The sequence below is a fragment of the Streptomyces sp. MST-110588 genome, assembly GCF_022695595.1.
Taxonomy (GTDB): domain Bacteria; phylum Actinomycetota; class Actinomycetes; order Streptomycetales; family Streptomycetaceae; genus Streptomyces.
This window is the reverse complement of record NZ_CP074380.1, coordinates 215,226-236,687: the sequence shown is the minus strand read 5'-3', so window position 1 is coordinate 236,687 and position 21,462 is coordinate 215,226. Positions and strand designations below refer to the sequence as shown.

Below are 21,462 nucleotides of genomic sequence, written 5' to 3'. Positions count from 1 at the left end.
GCGGATGGTGGTTCCGTCGATCTGTCCTGGCGGTCGGCTCAGGCGGTCGCGTCCATCCCGTTCGCCCCGTCCGTTCCGATCGCCCTGTTCTCCCTGTTCTCCCCGTTCATCCCGTTTGCTCCGTCCATCCCGTCCCATTGGAACGGGATGTTGTGCCAGGGGCCGGACAGGTCCTTCATGAGAATGCGGTGGGGCGAGAGCGCCGAGCTGTACATGTGCCCGAAGGATTCTTCGTCGAAGCGCAGGGCCCGGCCGAGGATGTAGCCCGCCGAGAACTCCTGCCAGGAGGAGTAGTGCATACGGCACAGCTCGCCCGCGCGGATCACGGCCTTTTCGGCCTCGGCCCGCTCGGCGAACCGGGCGCCCAGGCCCCAGCGGGCGAAGTTGACGGCGCGTCCGAAGTCGTAGCCGAGCGCCGAGACGACGTACCCGTCGGGAGGCAGGATGCCGTCGGCGCGGAAACGGGACTCGTACCGCACGATCTGGCCGATGAGGGACATCGCCTCGGCGACCGTCTCCTCGTCCCCTTCCTGCTGCCGCAGGTTGGTGGCCGTCACCTGCCGCCAGACCTGCGGGTCGGTGTGCGCGCCGGGCCGCCGGCGGGCGATCTCGCGGCGCACCATGAGCGCGAACTCCGGCAGCGGCGGGCTGTTACGGCCCTCCAGGAGGTACGTGAGCTGCTCCAGCCAGCCCTGCCGGTCGGTCACGTCCCACGAGTCGCGCAGGATCTCCACGTCCCGCCGGTAGTCGCTGTAGACGTCGCCCAGGTCGTTCCACAGCACCTGATTGTGTACGGCCAGATGCGTGCCGCAGGCCAGGCCGTGCGCGAGCGGGCCGTGAAGCGGGCCGGAGTACTTGGTGATCAGTTCGTCGTCGTCGTGCCCGCGCCGCGGTACGTCCTCCGCCAGGGCGTCCCAGTCCTCGTCCTGGCCGCGGTATCCGGGGAAGTACGCCCCGGCGGGTGTGCCGGGGTTGACCAGGAGGCCGGGCACCCGGCCGTGCTCGTCCACCTCGTCCTCCTCGCGGGACGGCAGCAGTTCGACGCTGCACTGCACGAGGCCGGGGCGGGGCTCGGGCAACTGGCCGCGGGTGTGCACGACGAAGCACCGGTCGCCGTCGGGCCCGTCGAACAGCAGCATCGACGCTTCCCCGGCCAACTCGTCGACGTCCTCCTTCAGCACGTAGGTGAAGGTCTGCGCCGCCAGCAGCACGCGCTTGTAGGCGTCCCAGTCGCCGCGCGACTTGGCCTCGTACAGATCGAGTTCGACGTCCGTCGGCGGTATCCAGCCGTTCGCCATGCTTCCCCGCTCCCCCTGTGCTTCCTGTGTTTCTTGTGTTTTCTGTGATTTCCGGTGCCTGCGTGGCTCCTGGGAACGGACCGACCCTAGCGGGCGGACGGCTCACGCGGACGACCAGGCTCGGCGGCGGGAGGGGAGCGGCAGCCCGTCGCGCGGGACGCCGTGCGGAGCATCGGGTCGCTCAGCCCCGGAACGGCTGGTACGTGAGTTGTTTGAGGCGGCGCAGGAACGGCATGGTCTCCACGTGCTCGACCCCGTCGAGTACGCCGATCCCACCGCTCAGATAGCTGTAGAGGTGGGCGGTGTCGCGGGTGACCGCGACGGCCATCAGGTTGGACGGGCCCGTGGTCGCCGCGGCGTAGACGATCTCGGGGTGGGCGGCGACGGCCTCACCGACCGCGTCCAGGGAGCGGGGCGCGGCGGTGATGCTCAGCATCGCCGCGTTGTGGAAGCCGAACCGCCCGGAGTCGAACTCGACGTCGAGGTAGATCGCCCGGGAGCCGATGAGCTGGGCCAGCCTGCGCTTGACCGCGGATTCCGATCGGCCGGACGCCTTCTGGAGCTCCGGATACGTCGCGCGGCCGTCCTGTTCGAGGACGGCGACCAGCGGCTCGTCCTCCTCGGTGATCCGCGCATCTCCGGGGCGGGGGTGCGGTTCGGGGGCGAGCGCGGCGGCCTGGGCGGCGGTGAGCGCGCCGCTCTTGGCGACCCAGCCGGCCGGCCCGTAGAAGCGGTGCAGCAGTTGGTGGGCGCGGATCTCCACGATGTGCGGGGTGCGCGGCAGCTTGCCGAGCAGCAGCTCGTCGCTCTCGCCACGGGTACGCGAACGGATCGTGCAGGCCACCTCCGTACCGCCGGAGGTGAGGCCGACCCACGCCGTGCCGGGGCGTCTGGCCAGGGCCTCCGCGATGGCCGACGCACCGTCAGGTGTACAGCGCAGCCGCAGCATCCAGTGTTCCAGGCCCGAGCGGGCGGTGGCGCAGCGGACGGCGACGACCCGTAGCCCCGCCTCGGACCGCAGCTTGCGGAAGCGGCGCGCCACGGTCTGGTCGGAGACGCCCAATACGGCGGCGATCCGGCTGAAAGGGGCCCGGGCGTCGATCTCCAGGGCGTGCAGGAGCTTCAGGTCGATGTCATCGAAAGTGTGGGATTCCATTGCCAAGTCCCCTCCTGATGTCGGATTCCTGCGCGAGGGCCGCTCTGACCGGTGACATCCTCCGCGGTCATCCGATCGTACGGGAGCGGTCGCCGACCGGGGCGCGCCGGTTCGTACGAGGTCTTGCGAAGCCGTACGAAGCCGTACGAGGACATACGAAGTCACGCAGGGAGAAGAACATGCGCAAGTGGGGGCCGCTCGTCGCGGTCTGTCTGGGGACGTTCATGCTGCTGCTCGACGTCTCGATCGTCGTGGTGGCGCTGCCCGACATGGCGCGGGCGCTCAACGCCTCGCTGCCCGACCTGCAATGGGTCATCGACGGCTACGCGCTGGCGCTGGCCGCGCTGCTGCTGGGCACCGGCGCCGCCGCCGACCTGCTGGGCCGGCGCCGGGTCCATCTGGCGGGCGTCGCGCTCTTCGCGGCGGCCTCGCTGGCCTGCGGCCTGGCGGCCTCGCCGGTCGCGCTGGTGGCCGCACGCGCAGTCCAAGGACTGGGCGCCGCCGCGATGTTCGCGACCACGCTGCCGCTCCTGGCCTCGGTGTACCAGGGCAGGGAGCGCTCGGTCGCGCTCGGGCTGTGGGGCGCGGTCAGCGGGGCCGGGGCGGCGATCGGCCCGGTGGTCGGCGGGCTGCTGACCGCGGGGCCGGGCTGGCGGTGGATCTTCTTCATCAATCTGCCGGTCAGCGTGGCGGCGATCTGGATGACCCGGCACACCGTGCCCGAGTCGCGGGCGGCGCGGGGCGGACGGATCGACTGGGCGGGCACGGTGGCGTTCGCGTGCTTCGCGGGGACGACGACGTACGCGGCCGTACGGGCGGGCAGCCTCGGGTGGACCTCGGCACGCACCCTGACCACGCTGGGGATCGCGGCGCTGGCGCTGCTGGTCTTCGTATGCGTCGAGCGCCGGGCCGCTCACCCGCTGCTGGACCTGTCGCTGTTCCGCAAGCCCGCGTTCCTGGGCGTCATGGCGGGGGCGCTGGCCTACAACGCGGCGGCCTTCGCCGTACTGCCCTACCTCTCCATCTGGCTGCAGACGGTGCTCGGGCTCAGCCCCGTGCAGGGCGGGCTGGCCGTGCTGCCGCTGGCCGCGCTGTCCTTCGTGGTGGCGGCCGTCGGCGGCCGGCTGCTGCACGCAGTGGCGCCGCGCCTGACGATCGGTACGGGGCTGGCGCTGATCGGCGCCGGCGCGCTCGCCCAGGCCGTACTGGACGCCGGCTCCTCGTGGACGGCCCTGCTGCCCGGCCTGCTGCTGGCGGGGTGCGGCGCGGGGCTGGTGGCTCCGGCACTGGCGGGTGCGGCGCTCGCCGCGGTACCGGCCGAGCGGGCGGGCATGGCGGGCGGCGCGGTCAACACCTTCCGGCAGCTCGGGTACGCCTTCGGGGTCGCCGGTTTCGGCGCGGTGGTGACCTCCCGCATGCAGGACACGCTCACCCCTGAGCAGGCCCATGCCCTCGCCGGCGGCGACGCGTCCGCGCTGCGCGCCGCGGGACTGGCCGAACGCGCGCTGCGGACGGCGTTCACCTCGGGGCTGAACGCGGCCTCACTCCTGGCCGGAGTCATCGGGCTGCTCGCCGCGGCCGTGGTCCTGGTACTCGTACGGGAACCCCGCGGCTCCCGCAGTTCCCAGGGCTTGCGCAGTTCCCGCGGCTCCGTACGGGAGGCGCCTGAGACCCGGAGGGCGCCGGAAAGCGTGGAGGCCCCGTCGGGGGTCCGGCGGAGCCTCCACGAGGCGACGGCGCTCGCTCAGGACTGTGGGCGCCGGCCGTGATTGGCTCCGTTCTTGCGGCGGGCCTTCTTCTTACGACGTCGCTTCGACGACATGACGTCTCCTCTCCGGTCGGCTCTCCGTGACATGGGCACCTTTCACCGAATTTCTACCATTTCATACCGGTATCTCGCTCGGTGATCACGGGACCGGCTACCCCACCGCTACGACGCCACTCCTGTCGTGAAACACCTCACGTGACGCAGCCGTGCCGACGGAGCCGCTCGACGCCGCTTGACCCTTCCACCGTGTCAAGGCTGCACTGCGGCGTGCCACGCGCCGCGCACGACGTACGACACACGTACGGACTGCGTACCGTCCAGAGACGTACCGGCTCCAGGTGCCTCCAGGCGGCCGGCGATCCGGGGAGGCGGGTGGAACGGCCGAGGCGGTCGCACCCTTGGTTTCGAGGGCGCGACCGCCTCTTTCCGTGTGGGGAGGTCGATCAGGTTATTTGGCGCAGTAGCGGCCCTTGCCGTCCGGGCCTCCGTGCTCGGCGGGGCAGCGCGTGAAGACATCGGCCCGCGGCCCGTAGCCCTCCGCCTGGATCACCAGGTGGTCGGTCGGGGCCTTGGCGGTTCCGATCGGGAGTTTCCAGGTGTAGGTGTAGCCGTCGACGGTGGGGGCCGCACTTCCCAGGGGTGATGACCAGGACCATTCGCCGTGGGTGCCGGTGTAGGCCATCAGGGTGTTGTTCTCCAGCATGTACGCGGCGCAGACGTAGCCCCATTGGCTGTAGTTGATGGGCCAGCACCGCTTGTCGTTGCCGTGGGCTTCGTCCGTCCAGATGTAGATGCGGCGGAAGGAGTAGGGGACGTAGAAGTCCGCTGACACGGTGGTGGAGTCCGCTGTGGCGCCGATCTTGACGTTGCCGACGGTTCGGCCGCCGGGCAGGGACTTGGTCTTGACCGTGACGCTGTTGCTGGCCGCCGATTCCTGGCCGTGGGAGTTCTGCGCGTTGACGGACAGGGTGTAGGAGGTGCCGCCGGGTTCCAGCCCGCCCAGGGTCGTCTTGTGCATGGAGGAGGGCAGGACCGCCGCGATGCCGCCGTTGACGCGGACCACGTAGTGGGTGGCGTCGGCGACCGGTTGCCAGTCCAGGGTGGTGGAGCTGTAGTCGGTGCCGGTGGCCTGCAGGGCGCCGGGGGCCGCGGGGGCGGGGCCGACGGGGCGGGGATAGTCCTTCGTCGCCGCCCTGGGCGTGCCCCCGGGGACGGCGGCCTGCAGCGCGGTCAGGTAGTCGGCGCTGGGCTGCTGGTCATAGGGGTTGGGCATGACGTCATCGGTGATCTGTATGTATCCGGCGCCGCGTTCCCGGGAGGCCTTGGCCGTGCGGTCGATGCCGTCGGCGGGGACGTCGTAGATGATGTGCCAGATCTCCGAGGAGCTCTTGGGCGTCCAGCCCAGTGGCTTGTAGTTCAGCTCGGGGTTGTCGGCCTTGCCGAAGTAGCCGGCATAGCTGCCCTCGTAGGTCAGCAGGATGTCGGCGCTGCCCTCGTAGCACTGGGGCACGATGGTGCCGGGGTTCAGCACCGTCAGCGCACCGCGGTGCATGCCCTTGACGTAGTCGTTGACCTCGCTGTAGAGGGCGGGGAACTCGTTGTTGGTGCCGCACTCGTTGAAGCCGTCGTCGAAGAAGATGCCGTCGATGCTGGAGCCGTAGAGCTTGTACCAGGTGTTGACATCCTGCTCGATCTGGGCGACCCAGTCGGCCGGTTCGAGCGAGCCGAGCCGGGTGCGGCGGTTGTCCGCCCGGCCGAAGTAGCCGGTGTCCACGTAGCCCAGGATCCGCTTGCCGGAGGCATGCGCCCGGTCGATGACCTTGCGCCATTCCTCGACGGGCTGGGAGCCGGGGCCGTTGAGGACATTGGCGACCAGCACGCTCATCTTGTCCGAGGAGGCACGGGTCATCCGGTCCCACGCCTTGGGGTCACCGACGGGGCTGGTGTAGGCGGCCACCGCGATCTGCTGGCCGAAGCCGTCGTCCGTGCTGCCGCCGGTGCTGCCGCCGTCGCCGGCTCGTGGTTCCGTGACCCAGTCCATGACGAGGGCCCAGCGGATGGCGTCCTCGAACGCCTCGGCGATCTTCTTGTTGCCGGAGTCGTTCGGCGTCAGTCCGTCACCGGACAGGTCCTCGGTGGTCATGGCGCCGGTGTCGGCCAGGACGACGTGCCGTCCCGCGCTCTGCCAGGCGCCGACCATCTTGCGGATCTCGGCGTTGTAGGCGGTGATCCGGGCCTGGACGACGGGGTCGGTGGCGGGACCCAGGGTGGCGAGTGCCACGACCGTGCCCGGGTTGTCCTTCTCGATCTGGTCGACCAGGTCCTTCAGCCGCTGCGCGGCGCCGTCCTGCTTGCCGTCCCGCATGTCGTACGTGCCGGCCTGCAGCGTCACGATGTTGGGCCGGTACTTCGGCAGGGCGGTCGTGGACCGCTTGGCGATGGCGCTGATCTGCTCGCCGGGAGCGCCCTCGTAGGCCGGGACCCCCTTCTGCCCCGTGGAGCCGGAGCCGACGAAGTCCACCGGAACGTCCCGCTTCTTGGAGACGAGCGTGATCAGGGCATAGAGCGAGCCGGCCAGGGTGGCGCCATAGCCGATCTTCTCGGCGGTGCCGAAGGTCGAGTCGCCCAGCGGCATCACCTTCAGCTCGGGCGGTTCCGCCGCCGCCCGCATGCCGTTCCACCACACGGGGTAGTGGTCGCTGCTGCCTCCGTTCATACGGCTCGCGGTGGCATCGCCGGCATTCGTGTCGGAGCTGACGAAGTAGTCCAGTTCGTTGCCGCTCTGATGGGTGGGAAGTCCGGAGTTGTAGACGCGGGCGCCGACCGGGAAGGCGCCCCGGCGTTGCAGCGTCCGCGGTTCGACGTTGAAGTCGCCGCCGGCCGTCCAGCGGTACTGCGCGCCCCAGGAGCGGACGGAGTCGCGGATCGCCGTCAGCAGGGTGTTGGAGTCACCGCCGCCGCCCGACAGGCCGTGCACGTTGAAGTACCAGTCGTCTCCGAACCGGACCCCCAGCGCGGCCCGGCCCCGCTGGACCGGATTGGTGACGACGCGTACCTCGTCGGGCTGGTCATGGGTGATGGTCGCCAGGTTCACCCGGCCGCCTTGGCCCCGGCCGCCGTTGTCGTCGGTCTGGATGAAGAAGACGTGGTACGGGCTGGGCTGCAGCCGGCTGCTGAACGGTTGCCAGGTCGAGTGCCGGACGGTGTCACCGTCCGCGGTGGTGACGTCCGGCTGGTGGGTGGCGTGGCTCGGGCCCTGGGGCCCGGCTTCCTGGATCAGGACGATCTCGGCGGACCTGGCGTAGCCCTGGACCTGCGAGGACCACTTGCTGGCCGTCGCGTCGTCCTCGCCCTGGATGTTGTTTGTGATGATTGACGTCTGCCGCAACGGCGCCGCGGCAGCGGGGGAAGCTCCTGGTGCCACGACGAGTGCCGTGCCCAGAATCGATAGCGTCACCAGTGCCGCCCTGGGTCTGGTAACCAGACGCAGCCGGGCCAGTGCGCCGGTGAGGTGTTTCTTTACGTTCACCACAGCAAGATTAATGGACTTTACATCTATGTGCTCTGCATGATCGAGCGGCATACGGCATCCTGCGGCGCACAAGGTGTTCTGTCCACGGAGGTTGGCGACGCAGGTCTCGGTGTGGGGACCTTGAAATGAGTGAAGGCCCTCTGGCTCGGTGTGGATTGCGACATCTGCACAGTTATCTGCACTACGTCTCCTCGTTGGTCTCGGTGTTGGTACCCGAGTTCAACGAGGAGAGAGCAAGTGGACCTGCGGCGTGAGCTGATGGAGGGGCGAGCGGACATCCCCCGTGTCGGGACGGTAGTTCCGGCGAGGAGGGTGCACCCTCCGTACATCGTGCTCAACGGGTACGACGACGAGATTGAACCGGCCACGGCGTACCTGCGGGACCTGGCCCTGCACGACAGCAGCCCGCTGACGGTCCGCAGCTACGGGTACGGGCTGCTGCGCTGGTTCCGCCTGCTGTGGCTGCTCGGGGTCGGTTGGGAGAAGGCGACCGAGGCCGAGACCGCGGTGCTGGCCGGGTGGCTGCGGACCGCGCCGAACCCTCAACGACAGCGCAAGTCGGCTGGTGGCCCGGCTCCGGGCTCGGTGAACCTGCGCACTGGGAAGCCGGTCCTGCGTGCCGGCTACGCGCCGCGGACGATCAACCACGCGCTGTCGGTGGTCAGCGGGTTCTACGAGTTCCACGCGCACCAGGGCAACGGCCCGGTCACCAACCCGGTCCCGGTTTCCCCGCAGCGGCGCCGCGTCCTGGCCCATCGCAGTCCGCTGGAACTGAGGCCGGTACTGGGCCGGGCCCGGCTGCACCAGAAGGTGGCAGACCGGCCGCCGCGGTCGATCCCCGATCACTTGTGGGACGAGCTGTTCGAGCGCATGGGATGCGAGCGCGACCGCGCCCTGCTGGAGTTCTACGTCTCCAGCGGGGCCCGTGCCGAGGAATTGCTCGGCGTCGGCATCGGTGATCTGGACTGGGCTGGCCAGCGCGTCTACGTGATCTCGAAGGGGTCGCGGGAGCGTCAGCCTATTCCGGCCTCGCCTCAGGCGTTCGTGCGGTTGGCCCGCTACCTCGACGAGATCGGTACCCCGCCCGCGGACGAGCCCCTGTGGCGGGCTCGCCGAGGGGCAGACCGGCCCTTGTCCTACTGGGCGATGCGGCGCATCATGCAGCGCGTCAACGAGGTGTTGGGCACCAACTGGACGCTGCACGACCTGCGGCACACCGCCGCGAGCCGTATGGCCAACGGCGGCAAGCTCACGCTGCCCGAGGTGCAAGCCATCCTGCGGCACACCAACATCCAGACCACCAGCCGCTACCTGACGGTGCGCGTCGAGGAGCTTTTCGACAAGCTCACCGAGCACTACAACACTCCGCGCGTCGAACGGAGCTACCCCACCGGCTACAACGCCGACGACATCGCGGCGGTGTTCGGTGCCTAAATCCCGTCTCAGCACCACCACGGGGGCCAGCCGACGGCATGGCCCGGTTGCCGAAGGTCTGGACTTCGCCAGCCGATTCGTCGGAGGAACCATCACGCCCGAACCAGCCGTCGCTGCTGCACCGCCACGCCCGCACGGCGAGCTCGCCTCCGCCTCCGCCGCTCACATCTCCCGACTTGCCGCCACAGTCTGGATGGACGCGGACAAGGTGACCCGATCCCAGCGAGCGCAGGCCACCGAATGTGTCTTGCAGTACCTGCGTGACTTTACCGGTCAGACATGGCAGGAGCGATGGGATGCCAGCCCCATCGGACGGGGACAGGTCGCCGCGAACACGCTCGGAACTCGACGCTCCACGGGCGTGGCCATCACCCCGGGGGTGCGGGCGCTCTACTGCCTGCGCGTCATCCAACCGACCCTTGTCACCTTCCGGCGCAACGTGTTGCACAACTTCGCGCCGATGTTCGTCGCCGCCCAGGACGACCCGCTCCTGGACAAGTACGCCGCACAGGTTCAGGCGCAACCGATGCGGCACGTCCACCGTCGAGAGGCCATGGCCGAGCTGTGCACCCTCCTAGCGGTCCAGGGAGTGGCACTGAGCGATGTGACTCCGGCAGCGGTGCTGCATTTCACTCAGGAAAACCGCCGGGCCCGCAGCGTCCTGCAGCCGGGGAACAAGGTGGCGAACCGGCTGGTCGGCCAAGGGATGTGGAACGTCCTGCATGCCATGGGGCACTTCCCGCCCGCCACGCCGCCCACGCTCCGAGCCGCTCTGATGCGGGGCCAACGCACCGTCGAGGAGATGGTCGCCCAGTACCCCATCCGCAATCAGGCGGTGCGGGCTCTGCTGATCGACTACTTCACGCGTCGCCGGGCCGACACCGACTACTCCACGCTGAAGAACCTCGTCTTGCTGGTCGCCCACCACTTCTGGGAGAAGATCGAGCGCGTCAACCCCAACCAAGCTGATCTGCGGATCTCCCCCGAGCACTACGCGACCTGGCGGCAGATGATCACCGTCAAGGACAACGGCAAGCCTCGTGCCGGCCAGGACAGCATCATCATCGCCGTCCGAAGCTTCTACTTCGACCTGCACACCTGGGCCGCCGAGGAACCGGAACGCTGGGCAGCGTGGGTCGCCCCTTGTCCTGTTCCCCCCAGCGAACTCCACGGCCTCGGCACTCGCCGCCGTCGGATCAACGAACGCTCAGCCAACCGCACCCGTCAGCGCCAGCCCCTGCTGCCCGCCCTGGTCGACCACGTGAGACGCGCTACGACCGTGCCCGCCTGCTGCTGGAGCGGGCCAACAAGGCAGCGGACGGAGAAGTCTTCACCCATGACGGGACCGACTACCGCCGCGTCATCACCGAAGCCGACCGCAAGCTCCTCCGCCACGGCGACGCGGTCCCGACCCGCGTCATCGAAGAGACCAGCGGCCAGATCATCCACATCGGAACCGACGAAGAAACAGCCTTCTGGGAGTGGGCCGCAGTCGAGACCCTGCGGCACTCCGGAGTGCGGGTGGAAGAACTCATCGAGCTCACCCACCTCAGCGTTCGGCAATACCAGCGGGCAAACGGAGAGGTCATCGCACTGCTGGTGATCGCACCATCGAAGACCGACCGCGAACGCGTGATTCCGATGTCCGCCGAACTCTTCCACGTCATCGCATCCATCATCCGCCGGCACACCCGCACAGGCCGCCCGATCCCCCTCGTCAGTCGGTACGACCCGCACGACAAGGAGTGGAGCGCACCCATGCCTTTCCTCTTCCAACGGCAGAACGGCACCACGCCCGCCGTGTTCTGCACCGGCACCATCCAAGAGATGATCAGTCGGCGCGGCCACGCCCTTGCCGAAGTCCATCCCGGCTTTCGCGGATTGAAGTTCACCCCGCACGACTTCCGAAGGATCTTCGCCACCGAACTCGTCAACAGCGGCCTGCCGATCCACATCGGAGCGGCCCTGTTGGGTCACCTCAACATCCAGACCACCCGTGGTTACGTCGCGGTCTTCGACGAGGACGTCGTCCGCCACTACCAGGAGCATCTGCACCACCGCCGCCAGATTCGACCTGAGGGCGAGTACCGCGACACGACGGACCAGGAATGGGGGAGTTCGAGGAGCACTTCGACCGACGCAAGGTCGAACTCGGCTCCTGCAGACGCCCCTACGGCACCCCCTGTCAGCACGAACACGCCCCGTTGACTGAACGAAGCCTGGAGATTGCCCAGTTCAGTGGGCGGATGGAGTCATTGGGCACTACGTTCACCGGTCGTGATGAACGATGCTCCCCGACGGGATTTGGCAGCTCTGGTGGTTCCCCGGTGGGGTCGGCTGGTGGAGACCGGCGACCGGTACGAGCCGTATCGGCTGATCGATCCCGACGGAGCGGCCGTCGAGGCGGTCGCCGTCTACTTCCAGGAGTTGCTGGCGGCTGGGAAAGCGCCGTCGACGGTTCGTTCCTACGGGATGGATCTGTTGCGGTGGTGGCGGTTCCTGCGGGCCGTGGACGTTCCCTGGGATCGGGCGACCCGTCGGGAGGCCCGGGACTTCAGCTGCTGGATCCAGGAGACTGTCAAACCCAGGAAGGTCAAGGCCCAGGGGCCGCAGGCGGTACGGGGAGCCAGTGCCGCGAACCCGGTGACCGGGAAGCCATCGACCGGATCCGGGTACGCTCCGGCCACCGTCGTGCATAGCGAGACGGTCCTGCGGCGGTTCTACGATGTGCACCGCGATGCGGGGACCGGTCCGCTGCTCAACCCGTTCCCGCTGGATCTGTCCCGCCGCTCTGGGCGGGCTCACGCGCACCACAATCCGATGGACGGCTGGAGGCCCGAGCGGGTGGGCCGCTACCGGCCGAGCCTGCCGCGGCGGATCCCGCGCTCGATTCCGGAAGCATGGCTCAACAAGCTGTTCGCGGCGTTGCCCTCCAACCGCGACCGGGCCTTGGTCGCCTTCTGGATCTCCACCGGGGTGCGGGCTTCGGAACTGATCGGCATGCGGCAGCGCGATGTCGACCCCGGCCAGCAGTTGATCAGTGTGGTGCGCAAGGGCTCGCAGGCGGTCCAGCAGGTGCCGGCATCGGCGGACGCATTCGTATGGCTGCGCCTCTACCAGCAGGAGGTACAAGGCCAGGTTGCGCGAGGCCGCACCCAGCCGGTGTGGTGGACACGGCGAGACCCGATCCGGCCCCTGACCTATCACGGTGCCCACCGGATGTTCGAGCGCGTCAACGCCTCCCTCGGCGCCGACTGGACCCTTCACGACCTGCGGCACAGCGCGGCCGCCCGCATGGTGCGCGACCCGAAGCTGACGCTGTCCGACGTGCAGTGGGTACTCGGACACGCTCACCTGTCCGCCACAGAGGTATATCTGACGCCGCACAAGGACGAGGTCGTAGCTGGCGTGCTGGCTCACCACGCACGTCAAGCCCGCAAGAACATTCAGCCGATGCCTTCGCCGCCGCCACCGGGCTACGGCCCGGCGTCGCTGGACGTCCTGTTCGGGCGCTCGTCATGACAGCCATCGTGAAGCACGTGACGCGCAAGCCGTTGGAGATCACGAACGCGACTGCGGAGCAGGCCCAGGCGCGGAACAGCCGGCTGCGGGAGCAGTTCCCGGCCCGGACCGTGGAACGGGTGTGGCCCCAGACCGCGCAGTCGTCTGAGGAGACGCTGCGACGCCTGACGGCGCCGCCGTTCCTTCCGGCGGCGAACGGCACCCGAGCCGGACGCCGCCGTGGGGTGACCAAGCTGCTGCACTGGCTGTCGAGCCAACCCGGGGAAACCTGGCAGCAGCGCTGGATGGCCACGGGGGCCGAGAACTTGTGCGGAGCCGCCTGGGCGGAACTCCCACAGCGGTGGCTGAACGAGCGCGGGCCCACACCGTCGCATGACCGGGAAGACCTGACCTCCGGGCTGCTCATGCTGATCTGCGGAGACGTCATCCGTCCTGCTCTGCCCTGGATGCTCACCCGCACGCACCGGTATCTCGCCTCCGTGATGGCCGAAGTCCGAGACCCGGACGGATTCGCGCGCCTGCACCAGCTGGCCGCCGCCGGGCCAGCGAGCTCGCGCAAGGATGCGCAGATCGCCGCGACGCGGATCGCCACCCTGCTGGCCTGCAAGGGCGGACGGATCGGCGACATCACCGTCGGCGACTGCGTGGAGCTCGTCGATACCCAGCGCCAGGTGCACGCCCGCGGCGGACAGAAGAAGGTCGACTTCTACCTGCGGCTGCGGGCCATGGGCATCTTCCCCGAGGATGCCCCGGCCACGATTCGTGTCTTCGGGCTCGCCCTGGGCCAGTTGAGCATCGAAGAGCTGGTGGACCGCTACCGGATCCAGTGCCAACCGGTACGCGACGTGATCGTGGACTATCTGCGCGAGCGCCAACCATCGCTGGACTTCGCCAGCCTGGACGCGATCTCGCGCACGCTCGCGGGCCTGTTCTGGGCCCGAATCGAAGCTCTGGCGCCGGGAATCGACACACTGCGGCTGCCTCCTGCGGTGGCTCGCGCCTGGAAGGACGATCTGAAGGTCAAGAAGCGCACCGTCGTCGGCGCCGACGGCAAGAGCGTCGAGGTCTCCAGCCCGCGACTCAACGCCAAGGACGAACTCATTCGCGTCCGAGCGTTCTACCTCGACATCGCGCAATGGGCAGCCGAGGAACCGGCCCGTTGGGGGCCATGGGCCGTGCCCTGTCCGATCAGCGACGACGAGATCCACAAGGCAAAGGAATGCAAGAGGCGCAAAGCTCGGATGGATCAGCGCACCCGTGAGCGGCTGCCTGTCCTCCTCATCCTGGTCAGCACCACCGACCGGCGGCGCCGCGAAGCCGCCGGCCTGCTCCAAGCGGCGGGAGACACCGAGCCCGGAGAACTGATCCCCGGCACCGGCGGGGTCCTGCGCAGAGCCATCGTTCCCAAGGCCGCAGGCCACCTCACGTGGGCCGAGGAGACTTCCAGCGGGCGCCGTCGGAACCTGTCCTATGAAGAAGAGGAAGCCTTCTGGGCGTTCGCAGCGATCGAGGTCCTGCGCCTGACCGGCGTTCGCAACGAGGAACTTCTAGAACTCACGCACCACAGCGTCACCCAGTACCAGCTCCCGTCCACCGGCGAGGTCGTCCCGCTGCTGCAGATCGCCCCGTCCAAGACCGACACCGAGCGACTCCTGCTGGTCAGCCCGGAACTCGCCGACGTCCTCAGCGCCATCATCAGCCGACTGCGTGGCTCCGGCGGGATGGTTCCGCTGGTGGCCGCCTATGACGTCCGTGAGAAGGTCTGGAACCCGCCGATGCCGCTGCTGTTCCAGCGCGGCATCGGCTCCGAGCGCCGCGCTTTCACACCGACCGCGATCCGCAAGCTGCTGATCAATGCGCTGGCCGCGACCGGGCTGACCAACGCCGAAGGTGAGTCACTGTCCTTCTCTCCCCACGACTTTCGAAGGATCTTCGTCACCGATGCCATCATGAACGGACTGCCCCCGCATATTGCCCAGGTCATCTGCGGTCACAAGAGCATCGACACCACGATCGGATACAAGGCGGTCTACCCTGCCGAGACGATCGAGGCCCACCGGGCGTTCATCGCCCGCCGACGGGCCTGCCGCCCCGGCGAGGAGTACCGGATCCCGACAGAGGAGGAGTGGGACTCCTTCCTCGCGCACTTCGAGAAGCGGAAGGTGTCCATCGGCACCTGCGCACGCGCCTTCGGATCCCCCTGCATCCATGAGCACGCTTGTGTCAGATGCTCGCTCCTCCGGCCTGATCCAGCCCAGCGGTCACGGCTGATCGACATCCGCGACAACCTGAACGCCCCGGATCGCCGAGGCGGAGCGGGAAGGATGGCTGGGCGAAGTCGAGGGCCTCCAGGTCAGCCTCGTCGGCGCAGAGGAGAAGCTCACCCAGCTCGATGCAGAGCAAGTCCGTCAACGCCAAGTGATCGATCTCGGCATGCCCCGCTTCAGCCAGATCGCGACACGAATGAGGACCTTCAAGTTAGACGACCCTCAGCCACGCGGATGATCTACACCACCCCGACCCAGGCCACGACGACCCACGCCCTACGGGCGGCGGGCCAGCAAATGGGTGTCGAGGAAGCCCCGCTCGGTCGCTGGGTCGTGGAGCAGCCGGGCGAACGTGACGAGGCCGACCCCGGCCAGCAGCTCGGCGAACCGGTCCGCCGGCCAGCTGTAGGCGGGCGTCACCTTGTGGTCGAAGCGGACCGGCTCCGGTCCCTCGGTCCCGAAGAGGGACACCAGGAGCAGGCCCCCTGGTGCCAGGACACGCACCTGCTCGGCGAGCAGCGCGGGCAGTTCTCCAGGTGGGGTATGGATCATCGAGTAGTGGGCCAGCACTCCGCCGAGCGCGCCGTCCTCGACCGGCAGGGCTTCCATTCGCGCTTCGTCGAACCGCAGTGCTGGCTGGGCTCGCCGAGCGTGGTCGACCATGGCCGGGGAGAGGTCGAACCCGAAGGCGTCCAGCCCCAAGTCGTGCAGCATGGCCGTCAGATGACCGGGGCCGCACCCGACGTCGGCTACCCGAAGGTTCCCCGTGCCGCGCACGAGCTCGGCGAAGGTGCCGATCATGTTCCGCGCGAACGGCTGCGTCTCCAATCGATTGGCGAACATCGACGCATACAAGTCGACGACTCCGTCGTAGGCCGCCCTGGTCTCGTCCTGGTGTCTTAACACGGGAAGGAAACTAGCACCCACGCCGTTCGCAGCCGTTCTCCGGCCCCATACCGGCCCCTTCCCTCAGGAGTGAGTGTCCCGTCACCTGATCTCGGGACGCTCTCGTTAGTTCAGAGAAGCTTGCATCCGCTGCCCGATGCTCCACATCAACCCGAAGATGCTCGACCGGCTCGAAGAACTCGAATCCGACCTTCTTGCCCGCCTCCGGCGGGCCGAGGACGAGAACTGGCTTGGCGAGGTCGAAGGCATCAACCTCACGCTCACCTTCCTCCGCTCCAAGCGCGATGAGACGCGACGTCGAGTCCAGCGACCACTTGTCGATCTCGGCATCCCCGCACCCCGCCGTCCGAAAGAGTCGCAGTGACCTTCGCCAGGCCGATGTCTCACTGGGTACTTGCCACGGAATTGTCGGCGGCGCCGAGGTCAGTGGTGCTGGATTCCGAACTGGTTTGCGGCGGCGTTCACGGTCTGTGCGAGCAGGACGGCGATGGTCATCGGCCCGACGCCGCCGGGCACCGGAGTGATCAGACGGGCGCGGGTGAGGGCGGTGTCAAAGTCCACATCGCCGACGTTGCCCGGGTTGTATCCGGCATCGATCACCACCGCGCCGGGCTTGATGTCCTCCCCCCGGATCAGCCGGGGGCGTCCCACGGCCGCCACCACAACGTCGGCTTCCTGGACCATCCTCGACAAGTCCGCCGTCCGCGAGTGGCAGTACGTCACCGTTGCGTCCTTGGCGAGCAGGAGCATGCCCACCGGTTTGCCGAGGATCGCGCTGCGGCCCACCACGACGGCGTGCTTGCCGGCGAGGTCGACGTCGTATGCCTCCAGCAGGCGCATGATCCCGCCCGGCGTGCAGGACACGAAGCCCGGCAGACCAAAGCTCATCGCGGCGAAGGAATGCATGGTGACCCCGTCGACATCCTTCTCCGGGGCGATGGCCTCGAACGCCGCGCGCTCGTCGATGTGCGGACCGCAAGGATGCTGGAGCAGGATGCCGTGCACCTCCGGATTGCCGGACAACCCGGCCAGGATGTCGATCAGCTCGGCGGTCGTGGTGGTGGCAGGCAGACCGATGTGCCGAGACTGGATACCTGCCTTCGCGCAGCGCGCCCGCTTCATACGGACATACGTGACCGACGCGGGGTCCTCTCCCACCAGTACCGTCGCCAGGCAGGGGGCAGTGCCCGTGCGCTGCGAAATCTCCGTGGCCTTGACCGCAGCCTCTTCGACGATGCGTTTGGCAAGGCTGGTGCCGTCCATGAGCTGGGCCGTCTGAGTCGCGGACATGATTGTCCTCCAGGCGTTGCTGACCACTCGCCCAGGCGCACGGCAACGACATCTCGTCAGACCGCTCCCCGGTGGTACTCCACCTCAGCGCCAGTCACGGCCCACACCGCACTGTAGTCGACGCACCCTGCCCATACAGATCAGCGCTCTCGGCCAGGAAGCGACTTGCCAGGGCTCGGCGGTCAACGACCATCTCCGCCCTGATCCCATCCCATCCCTCTCGGAGGCGCTTTGACGAGTCACATGCCTCCCTTCACCCGTGAGGGTGAAGTGCAGAGAAGCACCGACGACCAGAAAGGCCCTCATGCCCCACCGTAACGCGCCGCTGACCGAGACCGGACGCTTGCGATTGGCCCGCTGTGTGGTCGAGGACGGCTGGCCGCTGCGCCGGCCGCCGACGCGGACGACGGGCACGGCGTTTGCCCGCGCGCTGGAGCGGATGGAAGAGATCGGCGCGTACCGGCTCGGCCGGCTGAAGCTGTCGCAGAACCCACCGGACCGGATGCTTTGGCCAGGTAGGCAGGTCAGTCGTCGATGGCCTGGTAGAGGGTGGTCCAGAAGTCCTGCATGGCCCGCGCCGAGTCCGGGGTGGACATCCCGGTCTGGGTGAGCAGGATGCCGACGAGCTGGTTGTGCGGGTCGGCGTATGTCGTGGTGCCGGCTCCGCCGTCCCAGCCGAACTGGCCGATCGGCGCGTAGTCGCCGCGGTAGGTGCGCACCGTCATCCCGAAGCCCCAGCCTCCGGTCTGCCCCTGACCATGTGACAGGTGGACGACGCTGCGGGCCCAGGACTGCAGGGCGGCAGTCTGCTCCGGTGTGAGGCGGTTGGACGTCATCAGCTCGACCGCGGGCCGGGACAGGATCCGTTCGGTGCCGTGCATTCCGTGGTTGAGCAGCATCCGGAAGTAGGCGTGGTAGTCGTCGACGGTGGAGTCCAGTCCGCCGCCGCCGGACTGGAACGCCGGGGGTCGGCTGTGGTGGCCCCCTTCGGCCGGGTCCTCCACCGTGAACTCCCCGGTCTGCGGATCGGGGGCGTACAGGGGCGGCAGCCGGTCGATCTTGTCAGCGGGCACGTGGAAGCCGGTGTCCTTCATGCCCAGCGGATCGAAGATGCGCTCGCGCAGGAACGCCTCGAAGGACTGGCCGGTCACTCGGGCGACGAGCACGCCCAGCACGTCGTCGCTGACGTTGTAGAGCCACCGCTCTCCGGGCTGGTACATCAGCGGAAGTGCACCCAGGCGGCGCATCCACTCGTCCGGCTCCACGGCCGGCAGCATCCATCCGTTCTCGCCGTAGACCCTCTGCGCGAAGTACGCGCCCATCATCGGGGAGCCGGTCGCCGTCATGTCCAGTCCGAGGCCGCAGGTCGAGGTGAGCAGGTCGCGTACGGTGATCGGACGCCGCGCCGGTACGGTCTCCTCCAGCGGGCTGTCGGGCCGCTTCAGGACCCGCCGGTCGGCGAGTTCGGGCAGCCACTGGTCTATCGGGTCGTCCAGTCGCAGCCGGCACTCGTCCAGCAGAACCATGGTCGCGGCGACCGCGACGGGCTTGGTCGTGGACGCCATGCGGAAGATGGTGTCCCGGCGCATGGGGGTGCCGCCGTCATGGCGCATCGTCCCGATCGCCTCGACATGGGTCTCCTCGCCCCGGCCGACCAGGGCCACGAGCCCGGGAATCTTCTTGGACTCCACATGCCGTTCCAGCACCTCGCGCAGTCTGCGGAGCCCTGCTTCGGAGAAGCCGTTGTTGCCGTTTCCCATCCTGTATCTCCTTGCACGCTCTGGTCGGTCTCGACGGTGCCGCGGGCATGCGCGGGAGGCCGCCGGCCGGTCATGGGCCGGCGACCGCGCGGGCAGGCAGTCGATGAAAGTGGTGCTCAGCCCTTGGAGGGCGATGTACTGCGGCGCGATCAGGCCGTCGTGTCCTCGGCTGTGGCCTCGTTACCGGCGGCGGCACGCGCGATGTCGTCGGTGAGCTTGGTCCGTGCGCGGGCAGGCACGTAACCACCCTCGGAGTAGTTCTGGGCGAACGCCTCGGCGAACTCCGCCGGGTCCTCTCCAACGATCTCGCGGATCGGCGTGCCATCCGCCGCAGCCTGCTCAAACAGGTCGGCGAGGTCTTCGAACATCGACGCATTGCTGTCTTCATCGATCGGTACGAAGTGCATCAGGTACTTCTCGATCGCCTCGACCGCGGCCCGGTGGTCCGAGGGAAGCGTCCTGATGCGCGCCTTGTACGCGCGCCAGCGCTTCTTGGGACCGATCACCTTCGAGAGGAAACCGCTCTTTTCAACATCGGACATGGTTACTTTCCCCCTTCGCGGAGCTGTTCCAGTCGTTCTGTGAGGAAGCTCCATGTCCTCCAGAACTCTTCGAGGTACTCCCGCCCCTGCGCGTTCAGGGAGTGCACCTTGCGCGGCGGGCCCTTCTCGGAGGGCACCTTCTCCACGTCGACCAGGCCGCGCTTTTCCATCCTCAGAAGCAGTGCGTAGACGGTGCCTTCGGCGATGTCGGAGAAGCCCTGTTCCCGCAGCCGTGCGGTGATCTCGTAGCCGTACGCGGGCCGGCCGGACAGGGACGCGAGGATGAGGCCGTCCAGCGTGCCCTTGAGCATCTCCGTCAGCAGCTTGGCCATGGGGCACCTCCTTCCCGAGGTGTTCAGTGTTACTGGGTACTGGTACACCGTAACGCTGACTACCGGTACTTAGCAAGAAGGAGTAGGTGGTTTGGGCGGGAGCTCTCCCCTCGGCCGTCCCCTTGCCTGACCGGTCTGACGCGTCGGACGGCCCCGGGCCGGTGACGCGAAGCCGTACCGTTTCGAAGGCCGGTGACGTGAAGCCGTACCGTACTGTTCCGGGCCGGTGACGCCGAGCCGTGCCCTGCCCGGCTGGTGACGAGACCGACGAACGAAGGAGACCACGGATGCTGTTCGGCAGCGAGCACGTCAAGCGCTATGTCGAGACCGACGGCGCGGAGGGCCATGACTGGCAGAACACCACCGTCCTGATCCTGACCACCACCGGCCGCAGGAGCGGGGAGCGGCGCAGCACCCCGCTGATCTACCAGGAGTACGGTCAGGACCTGCTCGTCGTGGCCTCCAACGGAGGCGCCGACACCCCGCCCGCCTGGTACCTCAACCTCCAGGCGGACCCCGAGGTACAGGTGCAGGTCAAGGGTGAACGTTTCACCGCCCGTGCCCGTACGGCGAACCCGGAGGAGAAGCCGGACATGTGGCGCACGATGACCGCTACTTGGCCCGCCTACGACGACTACCAGCGCAAGACCGACCGCGAGATTCCCGTGGTGGTGCTGGAGCGCGTCTGAACGCCTCCGCTTCACTTCCGGGGCCGGGCCATCCGTACCGCACCGTCGCTCCTCACCAAGCCCGTACCGCGTCGGCGCCTGTCACAAAGACGGCTGCTGCCCGGCACCGCCCGTGAGACCGACCTCGACGTCGACGACACCTTCGATCGCCCGCACCAGGCGCTCGGCCACCGGGACGAGCGAGGTGTCCGACACCGTTCCGGTCAGGGTGACGACTCCTTCCACGACCCGGACGGTGACGTCCTTCGCCCGGCCCCGGAAGACCTGTCGCAGGACATCGCGCCGTACCTCCCGCGCGATGTCCTCGTCCTCGCGCAGAAAGACTTTCAGAAGGTCGCTGCGGCTGACGACGCCCTCCAGCCTGCCCTCGTCGTCCACGACCGGCATCCGCTTGATCTTGTACCAGGCCATGGTGCGGGCGGCCTGGGCGAGCGTGGCGTCGGCGTGCACGGTGACGGCGGGAGCCGTCATCAGTTCCTCGGCCACCACACCACTGGCTTTCACCAGCGCCTCCAGCACCCGCATCTGCTCGATGCGGGAGGGGTGTGGTCGCGGAACTCCTGCTTCGAGAGCAGATCGGCCTCGGACACCACGCCGACCACCCGGCTCTCACCCTCGACCACGGGCAGCGCGCTGACCTTCCACTGCTCCATCGTCCTGACGATCTCCTTGAAGGGCGTGCCGCGCCCGATGGCGATCACGGTACGGGTCATCACATCGCCGACGGTGCGCGGACCGCGACTCCCGACCTCCATGGCGGATTCCTCCATCACGGGCTCCGTTCCGTAGGGACGGCCGCCGCCTCACCGGTACCGGTACGGGTGTCGGTCCGGTACGGGTACCGGACCGGTGAGGTGCCGTCGCCGTCACAAGGCGAGTTCGAGCTCCAGTTCATGGCGCGGCGGGCCCCGCGTGCAGCGCTCCGAGGCCCTGATCCGGATGTCTTGCTCCGGATGCCGTGCTCCG

General features: G+C 68.4%; 14 protein-coding genes, 2 pseudogenes and 1 riboswitch. Of the genes and pseudogenes, 7 read left to right on the top strand and 9 right to left on the bottom strand.

What is annotated here, in order from left to right; genetic code table 11:
- Positions 1–38 precede the first annotated feature (38 nt).
- Positions 39–1,298: a DUF1266 domain-containing protein gene (locus KGS77_RS01140; protein WP_242578195.1), complete on the bottom strand. Its 1,260-nt coding sequence runs from the start codon at positions 1,296–1,298 to the stop codon at positions 39–41.
- Positions 1,299–1,479: 181 nt separating this feature from the next.
- Positions 1,480–2,454: an AsnC family transcriptional regulator gene (locus tag KGS77_RS01135; RefSeq protein WP_242578193.1), complete on the bottom strand. Its 975-nt coding sequence runs from the start codon at positions 2,452–2,454 to the stop codon at positions 1,480–1,482.
- A gap of 179 nt (positions 2,455–2,633) precedes the next feature.
- On the opposite strand from KGS77_RS01135, the gene KGS77_RS01130 reads away from it, so the two are divergent.
- Positions 2,634–4,223 (top strand): MFS transporter, encoded by a 1,590-nt coding sequence (locus KGS77_RS01130; protein WP_242578191.1) that lies wholly within the window; start codon positions 2,634–2,636, stop codon positions 4,221–4,223.
- Between the two features lie 447 nt (positions 4,224–4,670).
- Here the strand turns inward: KGS77_RS01130 and KGS77_RS34495 are convergent, their stop codons facing one another.
- On the bottom strand, positions 4,671–7,679 hold the full coding sequence (locus KGS77_RS34495) for a spherulation-specific family 4 protein (RefSeq protein ID WP_277994163.1): 3,009 nt from the start codon (positions 7,677–7,679) through the stop codon (positions 4,671–4,673).
- Between the two features lie 312 nt (positions 7,680–7,991).
- On the opposite strand from KGS77_RS34495, the gene KGS77_RS01120 reads away from it, so the two are divergent.
- From KGS77_RS01120 to KGS77_RS34820, 4 genes and pseudogenes are all read left to right on the top strand, one after another.
- A complete protein-coding gene (locus tag KGS77_RS01120) occupies positions 7,992–9,188 on the top strand; it encodes a site-specific integrase (protein WP_242578189.1) in 1,197 nt (398 codons plus the stop codon).
- 1,131 nt (positions 9,189–10,319) lie between these two features.
- Positions 10,320–11,396, top strand: coding sequence for a site-specific integrase (locus KGS77_RS01110; protein WP_347404419.1), 1,077 nt, complete (start codon positions 10,320–10,322; stop codon positions 11,394–11,396).
- A gap of 132 nt (positions 11,397–11,528) precedes the next feature.
- A complete protein-coding gene (locus tag KGS77_RS01105) occupies positions 11,529–12,710 on the top strand; it encodes a site-specific integrase (protein ID WP_242578188.1) in 1,182 nt (393 codons plus the stop codon).
- A pseudogene (locus KGS77_RS34820) lies at positions 12,707–14,686 on the top strand (site-specific integrase); the annotation flags it as partial. The gene KGS77_RS01105 and the pseudogene KGS77_RS34820, both read left to right, overlap by 4 nt.
- Positions 14,687–15,253: 567 nt before the next feature.
- On the opposite strand, the gene KGS77_RS01095 reads toward KGS77_RS34820, so the two are convergent.
- Entirely contained in the window at positions 15,254–15,883 is a 630-nt protein-coding gene (locus KGS77_RS01095; protein ID WP_242587233.1) for a class I SAM-dependent methyltransferase, read from the bottom strand.
- A 136-nt stretch (positions 15,884–16,019) separates the two neighbouring features.
- On the opposite strand from KGS77_RS01095, the gene KGS77_RS01090 reads away from it, so the two are divergent.
- A complete protein-coding gene (locus tag KGS77_RS01090) occupies positions 16,020–16,247 on the top strand; it encodes a recombinase (protein ID WP_242578186.1) in 228 nt (75 codons plus the stop codon).
- A gap of 59 nt (positions 16,248–16,306) precedes the next feature.
- Here the strand turns inward: KGS77_RS01090 and KGS77_RS01085 are convergent, their stop codons facing one another.
- From KGS77_RS01085 to KGS77_RS01070, 4 genes are all read right to left on the bottom strand, one after another.
- Positions 16,307–17,173, bottom strand: a complete 867-nt coding sequence (locus KGS77_RS01085) for a bifunctional 5,10-methylenetetrahydrofolate dehydrogenase/5,10-methenyltetrahydrofolate cyclohydrolase (RefSeq protein ID WP_242578184.1) — start codon at positions 17,171–17,173, stop codon at positions 16,307–16,309.
- 22 nt (positions 17,174–17,195) lie between these two features.
- Positions 17,196–17,281: riboswitch (ZMP/ZTP riboswitch) on the bottom strand.
- A gap of 416 nt (positions 17,282–17,697) precedes the next feature.
- Complete coding sequence (locus KGS77_RS01080) at positions 17,698–18,933, bottom strand: serine hydrolase domain-containing protein (RefSeq protein ID WP_242578182.1); 1,236 nt, start codon at positions 18,931–18,933, stop codon at positions 17,698–17,700.
- Positions 18,934–19,082: 149 nt separating this feature from the next.
- Positions 19,083–19,475: a DUF1048 domain-containing protein gene (locus tag KGS77_RS01075; RefSeq protein ID WP_242578173.1), complete on the bottom strand. Its 393-nt coding sequence runs from the start codon at positions 19,473–19,475 to the stop codon at positions 19,083–19,085.
- Positions 19,476–19,477: 2 nt separating this feature from the next.
- Positions 19,478–19,807, bottom strand: a complete 330-nt coding sequence (locus KGS77_RS01070; RefSeq protein WP_242578171.1) for a PadR family transcriptional regulator — start codon at positions 19,805–19,807, stop codon at positions 19,478–19,480.
- A 287-nt stretch (positions 19,808–20,094) separates the two neighbouring features.
- On the opposite strand from KGS77_RS01070, the gene KGS77_RS01065 reads away from it, so the two are divergent.
- Complete coding sequence (locus KGS77_RS01065) at positions 20,095–20,496, top strand: nitroreductase family deazaflavin-dependent oxidoreductase (protein ID WP_242578168.1); 402 nt, start codon at positions 20,095–20,097, stop codon at positions 20,494–20,496.
- Between the two features lie 81 nt (positions 20,497–20,577).
- On the opposite strand, the pseudogene KGS77_RS01060 reads toward KGS77_RS01065, so the two are convergent.
- Positions 20,578–21,251 (bottom strand): annotated as a pseudogene (locus KGS77_RS01060) (CBS domain-containing protein).
- Positions 21,252–21,462 lie beyond the last annotated feature (211 nt).